The 16,443-nt window shown below is 60.3% G+C and carries 14 protein-coding genes and 2 pseudogenes; 11 read left to right on the top strand and 5 right to left on the bottom strand.

The window, feature by feature from the left end:
* Positions 1-194 precede the first annotated feature (194 nt).
* The 4 genes from DSHI_RS18690 (at position 195) to DSHI_RS18675 (ending at position 6,264) form a co-directional block, all read left to right on the top strand.
* On the top strand, positions 195-2,705 hold the full coding sequence (locus DSHI_RS18690) for a strawberry notch family protein (RefSeq protein WP_012187104.1): 2,511 nt from the start codon (positions 195-197) through the stop codon (positions 2,703-2,705).
* 123 nt (positions 2,706-2,828) lie between these two features.
* Complete coding sequence (locus DSHI_RS18685) at positions 2,829-4,355, top strand: tyrosine-type recombinase/integrase (RefSeq protein WP_012187105.1); 1,527 nt, start codon at positions 2,829-2,831, stop codon at positions 4,353-4,355.
* Positions 4,352-5,263: a tyrosine-type recombinase/integrase gene (locus DSHI_RS18680; RefSeq protein WP_012187106.1), complete on the top strand. Its 912-nt coding sequence runs from the start codon at positions 4,352-4,354 to the stop codon at positions 5,261-5,263. Before DSHI_RS18685 ends, DSHI_RS18680 begins: the two co-directional genes overlap by 4 nt.
* The gene (locus DSHI_RS18675) at positions 5,260-6,264 is read left to right on the top strand and encodes a tyrosine-type recombinase/integrase (RefSeq protein ID WP_012187107.1); all 1,005 of its coding nucleotides are present in this window, start codon (positions 5,260-5,262) and stop codon (positions 6,262-6,264) included. The genes DSHI_RS18680 and DSHI_RS18675 overlap by 4 nt, the downstream gene beginning before the upstream one ends.
* A gap of 38 nt (positions 6,265-6,302) precedes the next feature.
* On the opposite strand, the gene DSHI_RS18670 is transcribed toward DSHI_RS18675, so the two are convergent.
* Positions 6,303-8,744: a TOTE conflict system archaeo-eukaryotic primase domain-containing protein gene (locus tag DSHI_RS18670; protein WP_012187108.1), complete on the bottom strand. Its 2,442-nt coding sequence runs from the start codon at positions 8,742-8,744 to the stop codon at positions 6,303-6,305.
* 244 nt (positions 8,745-8,988) lie between these two features.
* Between DSHI_RS18670 and DSHI_RS18665 the strand changes: the two are divergent.
* From DSHI_RS18665 to DSHI_RS18645, 5 genes and pseudogenes are all read left to right on the top strand, one after another.
* Positions 8,989-10,773 (top strand): annotated as a pseudogene (locus DSHI_RS18665) (strawberry notch C-terminal domain-containing protein); the annotation flags it as partial.
* Between the two features lie 121 nt (positions 10,774-10,894).
* Entirely contained in the window at positions 10,895-11,281 is a 387-nt protein-coding gene (locus DSHI_RS18660) for a DUF6878 family protein (RefSeq protein WP_012187110.1), read from the top strand.
* Position 11,282: 1 nt separating this feature from the next.
* On the top strand, positions 11,283-11,744 hold the full coding sequence (locus tag DSHI_RS18655) for a DUF6915 family protein (RefSeq protein WP_012187111.1): 462 nt from the start codon (positions 11,283-11,285) through the stop codon (positions 11,742-11,744).
* Positions 11,745-11,844: 100 nt separating this feature from the next.
* Positions 11,845-12,147: a hypothetical protein gene (locus DSHI_RS18650; RefSeq protein WP_012187112.1), complete on the top strand. Its 303-nt coding sequence runs from the start codon at positions 11,845-11,847 to the stop codon at positions 12,145-12,147.
* Positions 12,148-12,271: 124 nt separating this feature from the next.
* The gene (locus tag DSHI_RS18645; protein WP_012187113.1) at positions 12,272-13,000 is read left to right on the top strand and encodes a DUF736 family protein; all 729 of its coding nucleotides are present in this window, start codon (positions 12,272-12,274) and stop codon (positions 12,998-13,000) included.
* A gap of 188 nt (positions 13,001-13,188) precedes the next feature.
* On the opposite strand, the pseudogene DSHI_RS22845 reads toward DSHI_RS18645, so the two are convergent.
* Positions 13,189-13,427: pseudogene (locus tag DSHI_RS22845) on the bottom strand (recombinase family protein); the annotation flags it as partial.
* Positions 13,428-13,602: 175 nt separating this feature from the next.
* Here DSHI_RS22845 and DSHI_RS18640 point away from each other — a divergent pair.
* Both DSHI_RS18640 and DSHI_RS18635 read left to right on the top strand, forming a co-directional pair.
* Positions 13,603-14,175, top strand: a complete 573-nt coding sequence (locus tag DSHI_RS18640; protein WP_012187115.1) for a biotin transporter BioY — start codon at positions 13,603-13,605, stop codon at positions 14,173-14,175.
* Complete coding sequence (locus tag DSHI_RS18635; protein WP_050757918.1) at positions 14,172-14,603, top strand: DUF1284 domain-containing protein; 432 nt, start codon at positions 14,172-14,174, stop codon at positions 14,601-14,603. Before DSHI_RS18640 ends, DSHI_RS18635 begins: the two co-directional genes overlap by 4 nt.
* On the opposite strand, the gene DSHI_RS18630 is transcribed toward DSHI_RS18635, so the two are convergent.
* Genes DSHI_RS18630 through DSHI_RS18620 form a run of 3 tightly spaced genes read right to left on the bottom strand, consistent with a single transcriptional unit; the run spans position 14,600 to position 16,440 of the window.
* A complete protein-coding gene (locus DSHI_RS18630; protein ID WP_012187116.1) occupies positions 14,600-15,193 on the bottom strand; it encodes an energy-coupling factor transporter transmembrane component T family protein in 594 nt (197 codons plus the stop codon). The two genes, DSHI_RS18635 and DSHI_RS18630, sit on opposite strands and share 4 nt — an antisense overlap.
* The gene (locus tag DSHI_RS18625; protein ID WP_012187117.1) at positions 15,190-15,855 is read right to left on the bottom strand and encodes an energy-coupling factor ABC transporter ATP-binding protein; all 666 of its coding nucleotides are present in this window, start codon (positions 15,853-15,855) and stop codon (positions 15,190-15,192) included. The genes DSHI_RS18630 and DSHI_RS18625 overlap by 4 nt, the downstream gene beginning before the upstream one ends.
* 15 nt (positions 15,856-15,870) lie before the next feature.
* The gene (locus tag DSHI_RS18620; RefSeq protein WP_012187118.1) at positions 15,871-16,440 is read right to left on the bottom strand and encodes a biotin transporter BioY; all 570 of its coding nucleotides are present in this window, start codon (positions 16,438-16,440) and stop codon (positions 15,871-15,873) included.
* Positions 16,441-16,443: the final 3 nt, after the last annotated feature.

Genomic DNA, 16,443 nt, shown 5'->3' with positions numbered 1-16,443 from the left:
GTCAAAAAATTGTTTGCCGATCGGCTGCGTGACTTAGCCTTTGATTCCGACAAGGGCGGGTCGCGTTGGTGGTCTGAGGTTCTGTACTCCCTCTCACTGGCCAGCCCTTTTCATAGCTTTCGGTGGAACCCCAAAAAAGGGAAAGCGGGCTTTTTGTCCTTTGGAACTCAGACCCTGATCCAAAGGAATTCCCCATGTCCAAGCACCGCTCAACGCTCCCCAATCCTGTTGAATCCAACGCTAACCTTACCTCTGCCCTCGCGCAGATCGGCGCGGAGGTCGACCACCAACCCCTGCGCAGTTCAGCGCTGGCGCGCATCATGCGCGAGACGTTTCATGGCAGCGATGCCGGGGGCGCCTGGGACTGGCGCATAGCCTATGACCTGATGCAGGCCGCGGCTGTCCAAGTGCTGCTGCGTGGGAACGGCGTGGCAGATGACATCGCCGCTGCAAAGCTGCTTGCCTCGCGGCTGCTGACGGAAACCCGCCGGTCAGAGCAGCAGATCCGGCTGCAGCAGTTTTCCACGCCGCTGCCATTTGCGGCGCTGGTCTTGCGGGCGGCGGCGATCCGCAAGGGCGAGACCGTTCTGGAGCCCTCGGCTGGCACAGGTGCCCTGGCTGCTTTCGCCGCCCGGGCCGGTGCCACGCTTTTGCTCAATGAAATCGACCCCTTTCGCCAGCGCCTCCTGCGCGCGGTTTTCGGCGGCGAGGTGACGGGCCATGACAGCGAGCATATCGACGATCTGCTGCAGACGCCGGTTCTACCCGACGTCGTGGTGATGAATCCGCCCTTCGCCTCCTCGGTCGATCGCTCCCGGGACAAGTACATCGCCGCCAAACATCTCGTCGCGGCTGCCAAGCGTCTGGCACCCGGCGGGCGGCTGGTGGCGATCATGCCGCCGGGATTCACGCCCGAACGCGATGCCGCGCATTGGTCCCGCGCCTGCGGTCTCCTGACGCCGCGCTTGGCGCTGACGATGCCGGGGCAGGTCTATCGCAAGCTTGGCACCTCTGTGGAAACCCAGCTGATGGTCTTCGACAAGGTGCAGGAGGACGGCGAAATGATCCGCGTCCCTGTGCGGGATCTGGATGAAGCCCTTCCTTTTGTCGACGCAGTGGCCGCAACCCGGCCCGAGATGCGCCCCGCCCAACGGGCTGAAGCGACCCCTCATGCTCGGCCGACCGTTCCATCCTCTGCCCCGCGCAAGACCGCGGCTGCGCCTGTCGCCGCCTCCAAACCACGGGCCAATGCCGTCCGCCCGCTCAGCTTCACAAGCTTCGATGTCCCGCGCGACAACACGCCCATCTCGGACATCTATGCGCGCTACTGGCCGCAGCGGATCGAGATCGCGGGCGCGCAGGAACATCCCACGCCGCTCGTTGAAAGCATCGCCATGGCCTCGGTTGCCCCGCCCATGCCCTCAAACACGGGCAGTGATGACTTGCGACTGCCCGCACGGTTGATCGAGGAGGGAGATCTCTCCGAGGCGCAGCTGGAAACCATCATCATGGCGCATGATGCTCATGGGCGCGACCTGCCCGGTCGGTTTACCATCGATGACGACCAGACCAAGCTGACGCGCGCCGATGATGATCCAGACGCACGTGCCTATCGCCTCGGCTATTTCCTCGGCGACGGCACCGGTTGCGGCAAGGGGCGCGAATGCGCGGGGCTGATCCTGGTGAACTGGCTTGCCGGGCGCAGGAAAGCGATCTGGGTTTCCAAATCCGCCACGCTCATCGAGGACGCGATCCGCGACTGGACCGATCTTGGCGGCTCGCCTGCCGACATTCAGCCACTTTCCAAATGGAAACCGGACCAGCCCGTCCCTATGGGTGACGGAATCCTCTTCGTCACCTACGCCACGCTGCGGTCTGCCGGCAAATGCGGCACCACGCGACTGAGCCAGATCCTCGCCTGGATGGGCGCGGAGTTCGAAGGCGTGCTGGCCTTTGATGAGGCCCATGCCATGCAGAACGCGGCCGGGTCCGAGCAGGGCAGGGGGGTCAAACCCTCCCAGCAGGGCCTTGCTGGCCTGCGGCTGCAACTGGCAGCACCCCGCGCTCGCGTCTTCTACATCTCGGCCACGGGTGCCACGAGCGTGCACAACCTGGCCTATGCCGCGCGTCTTGGTCTCTGGGGGCAGGGGCCGGAATACCCCTTCCCGAGTCGCGAGAGTTTCGTCTCGGCGATGGAAGCCGGCGGTGTCGCCGCCATGGAGGTGGTTGCCCGCGATCTCAAGACGCTTGGGCTCTATACGGCCCGCGCCCTCAGTTTTGATGGGGTGGAGTATGACGTGCTCGAACACGCGCTCACCCCGGCCCAGATTGAGATCTACGACGCATACGCGACCTCGTTTCGGACGATCCATCACAATCTCGAGGCCGCGCTGACAGCGACCGGCGTCAACGATGCCTCGGGCGAGACCAATGCCTCGGCCGCACGCGCCTCGGCCAAATCTCGCTTCGAGAGCACGAAACAGCGCTTCTTCAACCATCTCCTGATGGGCATGAAGGCTCCAAGCATCATCCACGCCATCAAGGACGATCTGGCAGCGGGCAAGGCTTGCGTCATCCAGGTTGTCTCTACAGGCGAAAGCCTGTTGAAGCGTCGGCTTGAGACGATGGACCCGGAGGATGAACTCGTCGAGGGTGCCTTGACGCCGCGTGACTATGTTTTATCCAAAGCTTTGGATAAGACGTAATATGCCGCGTCACCGTTATGCGGAGTTTTGGGTTTCAAGCTGTTGTTATGACGATTCATTTTTGGGTTTCCGCTTTGGATAATCATGATGCCTCTGCTCTCAACCGCAGAAGGACATCCCCTCATGAACTCCCCCTCGAACTCTCAACGCCGTGCGCGCGACCGCGCTGACAACCTCGCTCTGGTCGACACGTACCACGCCGACAATCCCGGGCTTTCCCAGGGTGCGCTGAGCGCAGCCCGCCATTTTCTGAAGTGGGCGCAGGCACGGAAAGTCTCTGTCCGTGACCTCGACGCGTCGGTTGTAGACAGTTTTCTTCGTCACCACTGCCGCTGCGGTCGCTACAGCCCCAATCAGTTGCGGAGCCCGATGTATGCCACCTATACTCGCCGGTTTTTTCGATATCTCGAAGACACCGGCATAGTTGCGATCCCAAATGACACTGCCCGGCTAAGACAGCACCTGGAGGCCTTTGCCAAGAAGCTCGAGAGCGCTGGCTACAGCGAGGTATCGCGCGCATCATTGCTCAGCCATGCCGCCCATTTTGCTGAATGGGTCCTACAACAGCGAGTCCCGTTGACCGCAATCGGTGAAGGAACCATCGATCAGTTCGCGTGGCACGAATGCCGATGCGGGGAGATGACCAAGCATGGCAACAGGGTTCTGGCGTCTCACTATAAGAACCGTAAGCGAGGTGCCCATGCGCTTGTCCGGCACCTGATCGACGAAGGTCTGCTCCCGCCCCAAGCACCTGACGACGTCTCCGCAGAAGACCCGCGTCTGATCAGCTTTTCGGAATGGTTGCGCCGCGAGCGCGGGGTGGCACCCGAGACCGTACGGCGCTATTTGAACGAAGTGGGCCGCTGGCTGGACAGCCTGGGGGCAACGCCGGAGGATTACGATGCGGCGGCCATCCGTTCGATCATATTGGATCAAGGTGAAGAACGGTCCCAATCATCTGTGCGCAAGACGGTCACCGTGTTGCGAGCCTTCCTGCGCTTTACGATCGTCCAAGGCGCATGCGCCCCGTCGCTTCTGCATGCGGTGCCATCTGCTGTTCGGCGCAAGCTTTCTACAGTCCCCCGCACGATCCCCACGGCGAAGATCGAAGAGATCCTTGCCTCCTGTCGCACCGATACGCCGGTTGAGATCCGAGACCGCGCAATACTTCTCCTCCTCGCCCGGTTGGCCTTGCGCGCGGGAGACATCTGGCAGTTGCACCTGTCAGATATCGACTGGCGCACGAGTCGGTTGCGATTGCACGGCAAGGGCAGGCGTGGCGTTATGATGCCGCTGCCGCAGGATGTAGGCGATGCGCTGCTGGTCTATATCGAAGATGCGCGTCCAGTGGTCGCGTCGAACAGGGTCTTTCTCCGAGTCCAGGCTCCTTTCACCCCGCTGCGATCCTCTGCCGAGATCGCCGGGATCGTTTCCCGCGTCCTGAGCCGGGGAGGTTTTACCGACTTGCCGACTGGTTCGCATGTCTTTCGTCATTCACTGGCCTCCGCCTGGCTGCGTGGCGGTGCGGACCTTGACCTGATCGGTGCAGCGCTGCGCCACACCTCGCGCGATACGACCGCGATCTACGCTAAGGTCGATGTTGGGATGCTGGAAGAAGTGGCTCAGCCGTGGCCGGGAGACGCGTCATGATACATCACCATGTAGACCGCTTCGTCCAACTCAACCGCACACTCGGAAAGAAGTTCGCCGCACAGGAGACATCCTTGCGCGCCTTCGCGGATTTCGCTGCGGAGCGATCCATCACGCATCTGACGGCAGCGCTGATACTGGAATGGGCCGGCGGCGCCGCGACGCCTTATGCTGCGCAGGCGCGGTTTGATCGCGCCCGCGCATTTGCGGTGTTCCTGCACGCGGAAGATTCACGGCACGAGATACCTGCGATGGGGCTGCTGGGTCGGTCACGACGGAGGCGGCCCGCTCCCCATATTCTGACGCGGGACCAAATCAGTCGGATCATGCATGAAGCGCTTCTGGTGCCCGGCCTGACACCGATCAGCCCGCTGACTTATCATAACCTGTTCGGGCTGCTCGCTTCGACGGGCTTGCGGATTTCGGAGGCATTGTCCCTTCAGTGCGACGATCTTACGGCGGAGGGCCTCATGGTCCGGAGCGGCAAGTTTGGCAAGAGTCGTCTCGTGCCAATACATTTTTCGACCCGTGCCGCGCTGGAACGATATCTCGAAGCCCGCGCGGCCGTGCGTAACGCGAACGACGATCTCTTCGTTCTTGGTCATGGTCATGCCCCGACAAAAACACGGGCCCATGTGGTCTTCGTTCGGATCGTCCGGAAGCTTGGGTACCGCAATCCGACAGGGCCCGGCCCCCGGCTTCACGATCTGCGCCACACCTTCGCCGTGCGATCCCTTGAGGCCTGTGGGAACAACCCGCAGGCAGTGTTGCGGCACATGAAGGCTCTGAGCACCTACCTCGGCCATGTCGATATTGCCAACACCTACTGGTACCTTGAGGCTACGCCGGTTCTTCTGAAGATGATTGCGGCAACCGCCGAGGAGACCTGGATCGGAGGTGCGGCATGACCCCGCTCGCCCCCGACCTTTCAGCCTTCCTGCAAACCCATCTTCCCCATGAATGCGGCGCAAGCCGACATACCATCGCAGCCTATGCCTGTGCGTTCACCCTCTTGCTGCGGTTTGTCACAGGGCGGGTCAAGCGAACCCCATCGGAACTTTTCATTGAAGACCTGGACATTCAGACGATCAGGGCGTTCCTCGAACATATCGAAGAAGGACGCGCCAATTCCGTCCGGTCCCGCAATGCGCGACTGGCGGCGATTAAATCGTTTTTCCGTTTCGTCGAACATCGCCAACCGGCCTGCCTTGAGCAGGCGATGATGATCCGGGCCATGCCGACCAAGCGAACAGACGCCAAGCTGATCGATTATCTTACAAAGGAAGAAGTCCGCGCCTTGCTTGCCGCGCCGAACCGCCACACGCCAGGCGGATTGCGGGACCGCGCCATGCTGCATCTGACCTATGCCGCAGGGTTGAGAGCGTCCGAACTTCTGGCTGTGCGGATGGACGATTTTCCCGACGGGTCGTTTTCCAACGTACGGATATTGGGCAAGGGGCGCCGGGAGCGTGTGCTGCCGCTCTGGAAGGAGACTCAATGTGCCATTCGCGCGTGGTTGGCCGTCAGGCCCGGTCGAGTAGGCCCGGAACTGTTCCTGAACCGTGATGGGCGCCGAATGACGCGGGACGGATTTGCATATCGGCTAAGGCAACATGTGGCGACAGCCGAGCGCTCGACGCCATCGATTGCCGCAAAGCAGGTCACTCCGCATGTGTTGCGGCACAGCTGCGCCATGCACACGCTTCAGGCCACCGGTGATATCCGCAAGGTCGCGCTCTGGCTTGGCCATGCCAGCATCCAGACGACCGAGATGTATCTGCGCGCGGACCCGACCGAGAAGCTAGCGCTTCTGGAGGCGCACCACGCACCTCTGATCCAACCAGGCAAGTTCCGGGAGCCGTCGGACAAGCTGATGCAGATCCTAGCCGTCGCCGCGCAACGTGCTTGACCTTTGCGGTAAAATGGCGTCCCGCCCTCTGTGGGGCGCTATTCCATCACATAGCCGAGAGCCCGGTAACCGGTTCTTCTTTTGGCCGCCATTCTGGCGAGGACCGGGACCGAACTGTCTACATAGTCGACCACCAACACGTCCTTCTTGTCGTCATGTCGGCGGTGCAACCTGCCGACATATTGCGCCAGCGTTCCCTTCCATGCGATCGGCATCGTCAGGAACAGGGTGTCGAGCCGCGCGTCATCGAAGCCTTCGCCGATATAGCGCCCTGTCGCGAGGATCAGCCGTTCCTCATCGTCATCCACATTCAGCGCCGCATGCGCGGCCTTCCGGTCCTTTGCGGACATGCCGCCACGGAGCACGACGATGTTCTTCGCAAATCGGGAGAACCGCTGATGAAGGTGCTCGAGGTGATCCTTCCGCTCGGTTAGTATGATCGGTGAGCGTTTGGCCTCCAATGATTTCAGCACGTCGTCGAAGATCAGATCGTTTCGGGCCTCGTCCTCCGCCAGAGCGGCATAGATCGCGGGCATTGACGGGCGCTCGGCCATGGCGAGGGGTTCTGGCAGCCGGAATCTCGTGTGACGTTCCCGCGCTCGATGGCGCAGTCCGCTTTCGGCTGCCTGCGATTTGGCGCTCACCTGATGGCGCACCGGGCCACATTGCATGAAGATGATCGGATGATGTCCGTCCTTTCGAGCGACCGTCGCCGACAACCCGGCGACATAGCGCGCTTTCGATCTGCGGGCGACAAGCTCAAAGCTCGCAGCGGACAGGTGATGGCATTCATCGACGACAAGATGGCCATAATCGGCAACGATATCGTCAACTTCGCCCTTCCGAACCAGACTCTGAATCAACGCTACATCGATCACACCGGTGAGTTTGCGTTTTCCGGCGCCGATGGTGCCTATCAGCTTGGGATCGATCTGCAAAAATGAGCCAAGCCGTTCGACCCATTGGTTCAGCAATTCCCGGCGGTGAACCAAGACCAGCGTATTGCGAGCGCGGTGCGCAATCAGTGCCGAGGCTACCACTGTCTTGCCGAATGCAGTCGTGGCGGCAAGCACGCCGGTATCGTGTTCGGCCAATGCGTCAAACGCTCGTGATTGCTGCTGGCGAAGTTGGCCATCGAAGCAGACCGTCTCCGGCAAACGAGCTCCGTCTACACGCAAATCGTCCAGATCGGCTGTCGCACCGTGATCAGACAGGAATCTGATCGCTTCGTCGAAGCTACCGCGGGGCAGGGCAACGTGTCGGGGATGCAGTTCGGCGCAGGACACGATGCGTGGCTTGCCGAATGTTGGCAGTCGCATGGCCTGCGCGCGATAGAATTCGGGATTCTGGAACGCCGCCAACCGCACCAATTGCGCAATCATGGCCGAAGGTAAGTCCGAACGGTCGATATAGATTTGGTCTGCGACCGTCACCTTGATGGTTGTCGGAACAGGTACATCGAGGCGTCGCGGCGTACTGCGGCGTGACGGAGGCATTTTCCACGGTTCGTCCGCCTGCTCATCTTCTACCGGCATGCGCACACCCAGCACTCGCCCGGAAAGCTCGGCGGCTTCGACGAGCTGGGTCACTGCTGCCGCCGACAATCGCGGCAAGGAAGACAAATAGGCCCACTGATCGTCATATGGCCGCAGGCTAGCATCGACAAAGACGCTGTTTTCAGCTTTGCGCGCTGTGTTCTGAAGCGGCAGTGCGATCAGGTTGCCGAAGCCGCCGAGCGGCATGATATCCTGATTTGGAAACAACCGGTCATAGGAAGCAAAGCCGATTTCTGGCCGCCGTTCCATCGTTTCCGTGATCAGGACCGATCCAAGCTGGCGCGCCAGACGGGCCGAGACCGGTTCGGAGAAGAATATCCAGACATGCCCCCCGTTGCCCGACCTCGACCGTTCCAACGCTGCGGGCACTCCCTTCACTCGGCAGGTTTCGAGCAGCGCGTTGGCGTCCTCCGCCCAGGATGCCTTGTCAAAATCCGCCGCCAGGAACCAGCATGTGTCACCGAGCAGGAGCGGATAGACGCCGGCGACAAAATCCCCGCCCCGACCATCGTCGCCGCGCAGGTGTCTCTCAATGACACCTTCATCCGGCGGGATAAACTTCTGATGGGGACACTGGCCGCATTTGACCTTTGGCTTGCCACAAATCCCCTTCACCCACTCGTTGGCGCAGGAGGGCGAATACCCCGAGCGGTCAGTTTTTCTGTTTTCCCACCGCACTGGGAACACGTCAGGCCGACCGGCGAACAGGCGGCGGAACAGCTCGACCTTTTGGTGCGACGGTGAAGCATTCGTAACCGGGGCGTTCTCGAATGAGGGTTGTCTCACTGCCGGCACGTGCTCTGCAGCAAGGCGAGCCTCAAGCGCTGCAACTTCACGCTGAAGCTGCGCTCGTTCGACATCCAGATCGGCCAGACGGGCTCGAACCCGCGCCAACTCCGCCTCAATGTCGCTTCTGTCCGCCACTTGCGATTTCCACCCAAACCTTTCCGCCCAGTCCAGCATAAAGCGCGAAAGCGACAAGCGTAAGCAGGTCCGGCCGCTCGTCGGCGGGACCGCCGAGCGGAGAGTTCGAGGGGGAGTTCATGGGGGATGTCCTTCTGCGGTTAAGAGCAGAGGCATCATGATTATCCAAAGCGGAAACCCAAAAATGAATCGTCATAACAACAGCTTGAAACCCAAAACTCCGCATAACGGTGACGCGGCATATTACGTGCTGGGCTACCTCGAACAGGCCTTCCCGATTCATGCGCAAAAGCTCGTGGAGATCGACGGCAATATGGTGGCAGAACCTTTGCGGGATGAGACCGGGGCGCTGGTTGTCTCGCGCGAGGCGCTTGCCCTGCGCGATGCGGCCATGATGGAGTTGATAACGCTGGCCCCGATCCCTTCGGCGCTGGATCAGATCCTCTGGGCCTTTGGCGACGACGCCGTGGCCGAAGTGACTGGAAGGTCGATCCGACCTCTGAAGGCGGACGATGGCCACCTCTTCATCGAGAAGCGCTCCGCCAGCAGCAATTCAGCCGAGACCCAAGCCTTCATGGACGGCGAAAAGGATATCCTGATCTTCTCCGATGCCGGCGGCACGGGCCGATCTTACCATGCGGCGCAAACGGCGAAGAACCAGAAACGGCGGCGGCACTATCTTCTGGAGCCCGGCTGGCGCGCCGATGCGGCCATCCAGGGGCTGGGCCGCACGCATCGCTCGGCTCAGGTCAGCGCGCCCTTCTTCCGGGTCTGCACCTCGGATGTGCATGGCGAAAAACGTTTCACCTCGACTATCGCCAAGCGCCTCGACCAGCTAGGGGCCTTGACCAAGGGTCAGCGCGAGACCGGCTCGCAAGGCATGTTCCGCGAGGAGGACAATCTCGAAAGCCCGATCGCGCGGGCCGCACTACGTGGGTATTTCGCCGATCTTGCCGCCGGCCGCGCTGAGGCGATGAGCTACGAGAACTTCACCGACTGGACAGCCCTGCGACTGATCGACAAGGACGGTGTGCTTCTCGAGGAGCTTCCCCCGATCCAGCGGTTTCTGAACCGGGTGCTGGCGCTGCCCATCCACATGCAGAACGCGCTCTTTGCGGAGTTCATGTGCCGGATTGCCGATCAGTCTGAGCGGGCGCGCGCGGCGGGCACGCTCGATCTCGGCGTGGAAACCCTACGCGGCGACAAGATAGAACAGGTCTCCACGGAAGATCTCTGGACCTGCCCGAAATCTGGTGCCGTGACGCGGATCATCGGACTTGAGGTGACGGACCCGGTCCACGTGCTGTCGGCGGATGACGCCCTGTCGCGCAACCCCGACAAGCTGCCCATGGTCAATCGCGCCTCCGGTCGCGCGGCGCTCATCTCGGCGCGGCCCATGCAGATGTATGACGAGGACATCGTCACGCTGATGCGCAAGGTGGTGCGGCCAAACGGGTCGAGCTATCTGGAGGAGACGCGGTTCGAGTCCTCGGCCTGGGAAGACATCGGAAGGCCTGAGTTCGCAAGGCTTTGGGATGAAGAGGCTGCGTCCCTGCCAAAAACCACCACGACCAAGCTTTACCTGCTGACCGGGCTCTTGTTGCCGATCTGGAAGGACATTCCAACCACCAATGAGCGCATCTACCGCGTCACGCCCGATGGGGCGACCGCCATGATCGGGCGCACGCTGAGCGAGGAAGGGGCGGCAGCGTTGCGCGCCCGCTTCCTCGTCTCCAATCCGCAAACGCCACAGGAGATGTTGACCGCCGCCCTCGGCACCACCGCACCTGTCGATCTGGGCCGGGGTCTGACCCTGACCCGTCGCCGGGTCGCAGGCGAGATGCGCCTTGAGTTGGGCGGTGCGGATCGGGGCATGATCGACGGCCTCAAGGCGCTCGGCTGCTTCACCGAGATCATCGCCTTCCAGCTACGGGTGTTCCTGCCGCATGGGGACAGGATCGACACGGGCCGCATTCTGGCCCGGATCGTTGGGCAGGGAACCACCAAAGCGGCAGAACAAGCCGCCTGAAAAGTCAAAGCGGGCTACCGGTCGGGCGTCGCGGATCGGGGTTTGCCCGGTCTGCGCTTACCGGGCGCGCTCTGACCAGTGCCACGCCCGGCCCCCCAAATTCAGACAAGAGGACAGACCCATGACCAATCCCCAAATGGACTATGCCGCACTGGCGGCCGGTTGGCGCGCAGAGCGCGAAACCACCTTGAAGGCATCCCGAACGGAGCTGCTCGCGCAACTACGTGCGCTTGGCATCAGCGAGGTCACTGCCGAATACGAAGGCTATGGCGACTCCGGCAATGTCGAGGATGTGACGGTGCGGCCTGCAAAGGTCCAACTGCCGGAACCGCTTGCCACCGAGGTGGGCGACTTCGCCTGGTCACTCGCCTATCACCATCACCCGGGGTTCGAGAACAACGAGGGCGGCTACGGCACGCTGACCTGGGATATCACTGGCGACAGCATCACCCTTGATCACGCGGACCGCTATGTCGAATGCTCGCACAGCTATGACGAGGGGCTTTGAGATGGCCCATCCGCTTCATCATGCTGAAAGCTCTGCCCGAAAATTCGGCGGGGTGCCGTCTGACTATCAGGCGATCCACGACTGGTTCGATGCCTCGAAAGAGCACCTCGCGCTCTTCACGCACCGCGCCATGCGCCACCATGCCCAAGGCCTGTTCGATGCCGAACGTGTCTTTGGCCTGACCCTGACCAATAGCGCAGGTCGGGACATTCCCGTGCGCTGGATCGGCGAGCAGCATATCCGTGAAGACTGCCAGGGCCGCATTCCGAGCATGGCGGACTGGCTGCGACAGATCCAGCCCGAGCCATGGATGGCCAATGGTCATATCGACCGCCATGTCGGCGATGATCCCTGCGGCGACCCAAGGGTCGCTTGGGCCTCCGAGGTCGCCGCCGGACGAACCGTTCTTGGCCTGAAAGATTGGATGGCGGCGCGCGCGATGCAAGCCACGCAAAGCGCCTGACAGGTCTCGGTCGTTTGCCAAACGAATGCCGCACGGAAGCCCGGTTGGAAGATCGGGCTTCTTGCGTCGTTTCCCCACCATTCTTCGTAAGGAGGATCGCATGACACTCGATGAAATCAAAGCCGCGGTTGATGCCGGGCAGACCGTGCATTGGGCCAATACCGGCTACGTTGTCCACAAGGACAGGCTCGGTCAGTACCTCATCACCTATGTGCCGAACGGAAGCTGCATCGGTCTGACCGACCGGAGCGGGCACCGGTTGAACGGAAAAGAGGCGGAGTTCTTCATCGCGCGATCGGAGGACAGCGCGGAAAATCCGGGCAGCCAATCAAGACCAGACGGGCAGGGGAGGGGCGTAGCACCCAGAGGCGCGGGGGCATTCCCACTCGGACAGCGGCTCTGACCCGTGGGCGGGACTGAAAGGAAAGCAAGCTTTCTGGTTTGTGATCCCTCAAGGGGTCGAGAAAGCAATCCCGGATGCGCTGGCAAGAACGTCAGGCACCGGCCAATCCAAAAGGAACCATCCCATGTTCGCAGGAACCCTCACCCGCAACGTCGAGACCGCAGCCGCTCAGTACACCGGCATGATCCATTCGACACGTTTCGATATCGCCATCCAGCTTGAAAACCGCCCGAAGATGTCCGAACGCAGCCCGGATTTTGACGTAACGGCAGTCAACAAATCAGGCCGCAAGGTGCGCATCGGCACGGCCTGGAACGAGACCGGCAATACCAGCGGCAATCCCTACATCTCGATGCAGATCGATGTCGGCTTGAGTCCGTTCCGGGTCAACGCGGTGCAGACGAAAGAGGCGCGCGCGACCCAAAGCGGGGAGTTCGAGATCATCCCGCTGGTCTCGAACGGCCTGATGAAATCCGGCTCGATCTCGGGCGAGCTCACCGCCATGGACGCCGACAACGCCTTCACCGGCTACATCGCCAACATGATGTTCGATCTGGAGTTCATGCTTATCGAGAACAGCTACAAATCCGAGGAGACCCACCCCGATTACCGCATCGAGGTCAGCTCGCCCCGTGGCACACCGATCCGCGTCGGCTCGGCCTGGATGGCGAAAAGCAGCCGCACGGGCAATGACTACCTGTCGTTGCTGATCAACACGCCTGATGGCGACCTGCGCGTCAACGCCGTGCAGAACGAAGAACAGCGCGGCGGGCAGACCTTCTCGATCATCCCGTTCATCGACAGCGGTGAGCAGCCGCAGGACGCGGGCGCGGGGCTCTCCTTGGTCGCCTAATCGGCGCGCGAGGGGGAGACGATCTGAACCGAAAGGGGAGCCGTGGGATCACGGTTCCCCTTTTTCTGTACTGGTGTGGTTGAATGAACCCGGCGTACATTGCAGCCGTTCGTGTCGCCCGCAGCTAATGCAACCGAAGAGCCCAAAGCAACAGAGGGGTCTGGTGCCGGAGAGTGCAGAATCCTACGCTAAGCGGCAAGAACCCGTCTCACGTAATCGCGCAGAGAACTGTTTGGGTCGACATATCGGTAGGGTGTGACCAGTTTGACGCCCAATTCCTTCCAAATTCTGAAATCGATGTCTCGCGGCTAGCCATAACAGCCTGAGCCATACAAATCTGGGCTTTCGTCAGAGCAAATTTCCTTCCACCTTTATGGGTGCGGGCGCGGGCGGCCTGTAACCCCATCATTGTGCATTCACGTATCAACCACGGGCGAGGCTCGTGTCACGAGTTATCGGAAGACCCGTGGCTTGGCGCTTATCCGATCATGTTGAAATCATAGAGGTGGCCGGAGGCGTCAAGCTATAACGAACGTTGGTTCATGCAATGACGAATGATATTAGAAAAAGTACAATTCGGTGGCAGTAGCGAGGAGCACCAGATGGGAACTGGAATTGGTCAACGTTGTCCTGTTCGTGCTGGACGTAAGGGGGCGCTGATCTTGGTAGGCGTGGCCGTAATACTGCTTAGTATCTCGTCCTACATAGAAATTCCGATGGTTCCGGTCCCCATAACGGCTCAAACCTTTATGGTGCTGACTGTTGGAGCGGTTTTAGGGCCGCTTCTCGGCACTATTGGGACAGTCATATGGCTGCTCTGCGGCGCAGTCGGTTTGCCTGTGCTAGCTGGTGGCGCAAGCGGCCTCGGCCATTTTATGGGGCCGACCGCCGGATTTCTCTTCGCGTTTCCAATTGCCGCCCTCACTGCAGGTGTACTGGTTTCAAAACGGCAGGGCGCAGGAGTTGCTTATCGGGCATGGTGGGTGTTCTTGGCTGGCATCGCAGGGCACATCATTTGCCTTGGGCTTGGCGTACTCTGGTTGAGCACTTTGATCGGCATAGGCGCAGCTCTGGAAAATGGTTTTTTTCCGTTCATCTTGGGGGGCATCCTTAAGTCGACCGCTGTTGCCGCCGTAGTGATAGGGATTGAACTCCAGAGTGGAAAGACATCGTGATCGAACTGCGCGCGCACCACTTGCTGTGCATGCTAACCTTTGCTGGAAAGGGCTACTCGCCGGGGTTTGTAGCCAAATTTCGTTCTGTTGCTAGGTTCGTCAACCAGGGAATGCCAGTCAAAATCGTCGCAGGCCCTGATGAACTCTGCGCGTGTGTGATCGCGGAAGATTCCGAGCCACATTGCTATAGCGCGTCGGTAACTGTCCTGGATTTGACCGCTGCGCGAGATGTCGGTGACATGCTCGGTATCGTAATTGAGCCCGGCACCATTCTTAGCTTCGACAACCAAACCATTGCTGAGATGCGATCATGGTTCCGCAACGGAATAACGCGAAGGGCCTGCATCGCATGTCAGTGGCATGAGGTCTGCACGCAGCTGGCAGAAAGCGACTTTATCGGCTGCACGCTAGGAGGAACCCGCAGCTAAAGCGGCGACCGCGCCTGGATTGCCTCGGCGATTTCATCGCCGGTCTTTAATGTTCGGACGACCAAGGGGACAAGGAGAGCCTTCACGCTGCGATCAAGGCCCCGGGCCTTCTGCGCCATGCGCACCTCGTCCAGCGTTGTGCGCACCAGTGGGATGAAGCGGAGCGCAAGGGATATTGCGAGGGCGATATGATCGGCCGGCACCCAAGACGGAGCATGTCTGAGCCCTGCTTGAATGCCGTCAACAAACTCACTTGTTTTCGTCGTCATGGTGATGACCGACGCCGCGATAATTAGGATTCCAAAGCGCACGACAACGAAAGCAGCGAGTTCGAGCCCCGTGAGAATAACTTGCGCGATAAAAATAACGGCAAGAATCCACAAGGCAGGACGTATCGCCTGATAGGCATGTGAAAACCCGATTCCAGCCAGCCAGCAACCTATGGCGACCAGAATCGCACCCCCAACCAAGGGCACCCATCCCGGCAAAACGAACAGAAGGGTGCAGAAGAGCACAAGCGCCAGGATTTTATAGCCCGGAGATAGTCGATGAAGCGGGCTGTTCCCGAACACATATAGGTCTACGATCATAATGATCTCGCGATATAGTCTCCGATGACGGCGTTCGGCTCGCCATCCCCAACAATACGACCTGCCTCTATGTGGATGACCCGATCAAACTCGCGCAACAAATCCAGATCGTGCGAGACGAGAACGACATGCTCCTTGAGGTCCGCGATCGCTCGCATGAGGCGCTTTTTGTTCCATAGATCGAGCAATGTGGTGGGCTCATCGAAAACGATCATTTGAGGCTGCATGACCAGAACCCCGGCGAGCGCAACCATCTGCCGCTCTCCGCCGCTCAGTTGATGTGTCAGACGATCTTTCAGGTGTTCGATTTGGAAGCGCGCCATCACCTCTGTAATGCGTTCTTTGATCGTCGCGCTTGGCAGCTTCAGATTTTTCAAGCCGAAAGCGAGGTCTTCGTCCACGATCGGGTAGACGATCTGGTTGTCTGGATTTTGGAACACGAACCCCACCTTTCGACGCAAGTCCTTGAGCTCGGCCGACCCTTCTAAAGTGATCGAACCTGAGCTGGGCTTTTCCAGCCCGTTGAAAAGTCGGGCAAATGTGCTTTTGCCCGAGCCGTTACGTCCGATGATCCCAATGCGTTTTTCGTTGAGATCTATGTTGATATCACTCAGGATCGGGCGGCCACCTTTTTCGACAACCACTTGCGAGAAGGAGAGCATTGCTGGTGCGCCCTCCTACTCGGTCGTAGCGGCCTGGCGCTTTCTGGGCGTGATGATCGGATAAGACTTCTTAACAATCACGATCACGGCTGCCGCGATGAGACATTTAACAATATCACCGATGAAGAACGGGAGGGAACCGACGAACGCGGCCCAAACAGAGATTTGGGCGACGAACGCGCTCCAGGGAATACCAATTGCATAAAGTACGACTATTCCCCCCGCCACCGACGCCAAGAAGGCGTTGATGTAGCTAAGCTGATGCCAGAAGCGCTCCACAAGGAAACCAACCACAAAGGCGGTGAAGATCCAGCCAATCAAATATCCCCCTGTCGGGCCAAGGAAGACACCAAAACCCCCACGGCCTCCTGGGAGCAGAGGAAGCCCGATTGCAACGAGCAAAAGGAACAAAATAATCGACAAGCCACCGCGTGTGGCTCCCAAAACGCCGCCAGCGAGCATGGCGCCTAGAGATTGAGCGGTGATCGGAACGCCGACAACGGGTAGGGTAATCGGCGGGAAGACTGCCAGCGCGGCCATGATGGCCGCGAAGAGTGCGATAAAGACGGTATCACGCGTTTCCATGTT

It is taken from the genome of Dinoroseobacter shibae DFL 12 = DSM 16493, assembly GCF_000018145.1.
Lineage (GTDB): Bacteria > Pseudomonadota > Alphaproteobacteria > Rhodobacterales > Rhodobacteraceae > Dinoroseobacter > Dinoroseobacter shibae.
The sequence above is the reverse complement of the archived record's forward strand: the minus strand, read 5'-3'. Positions and strand labels throughout refer to the sequence as shown.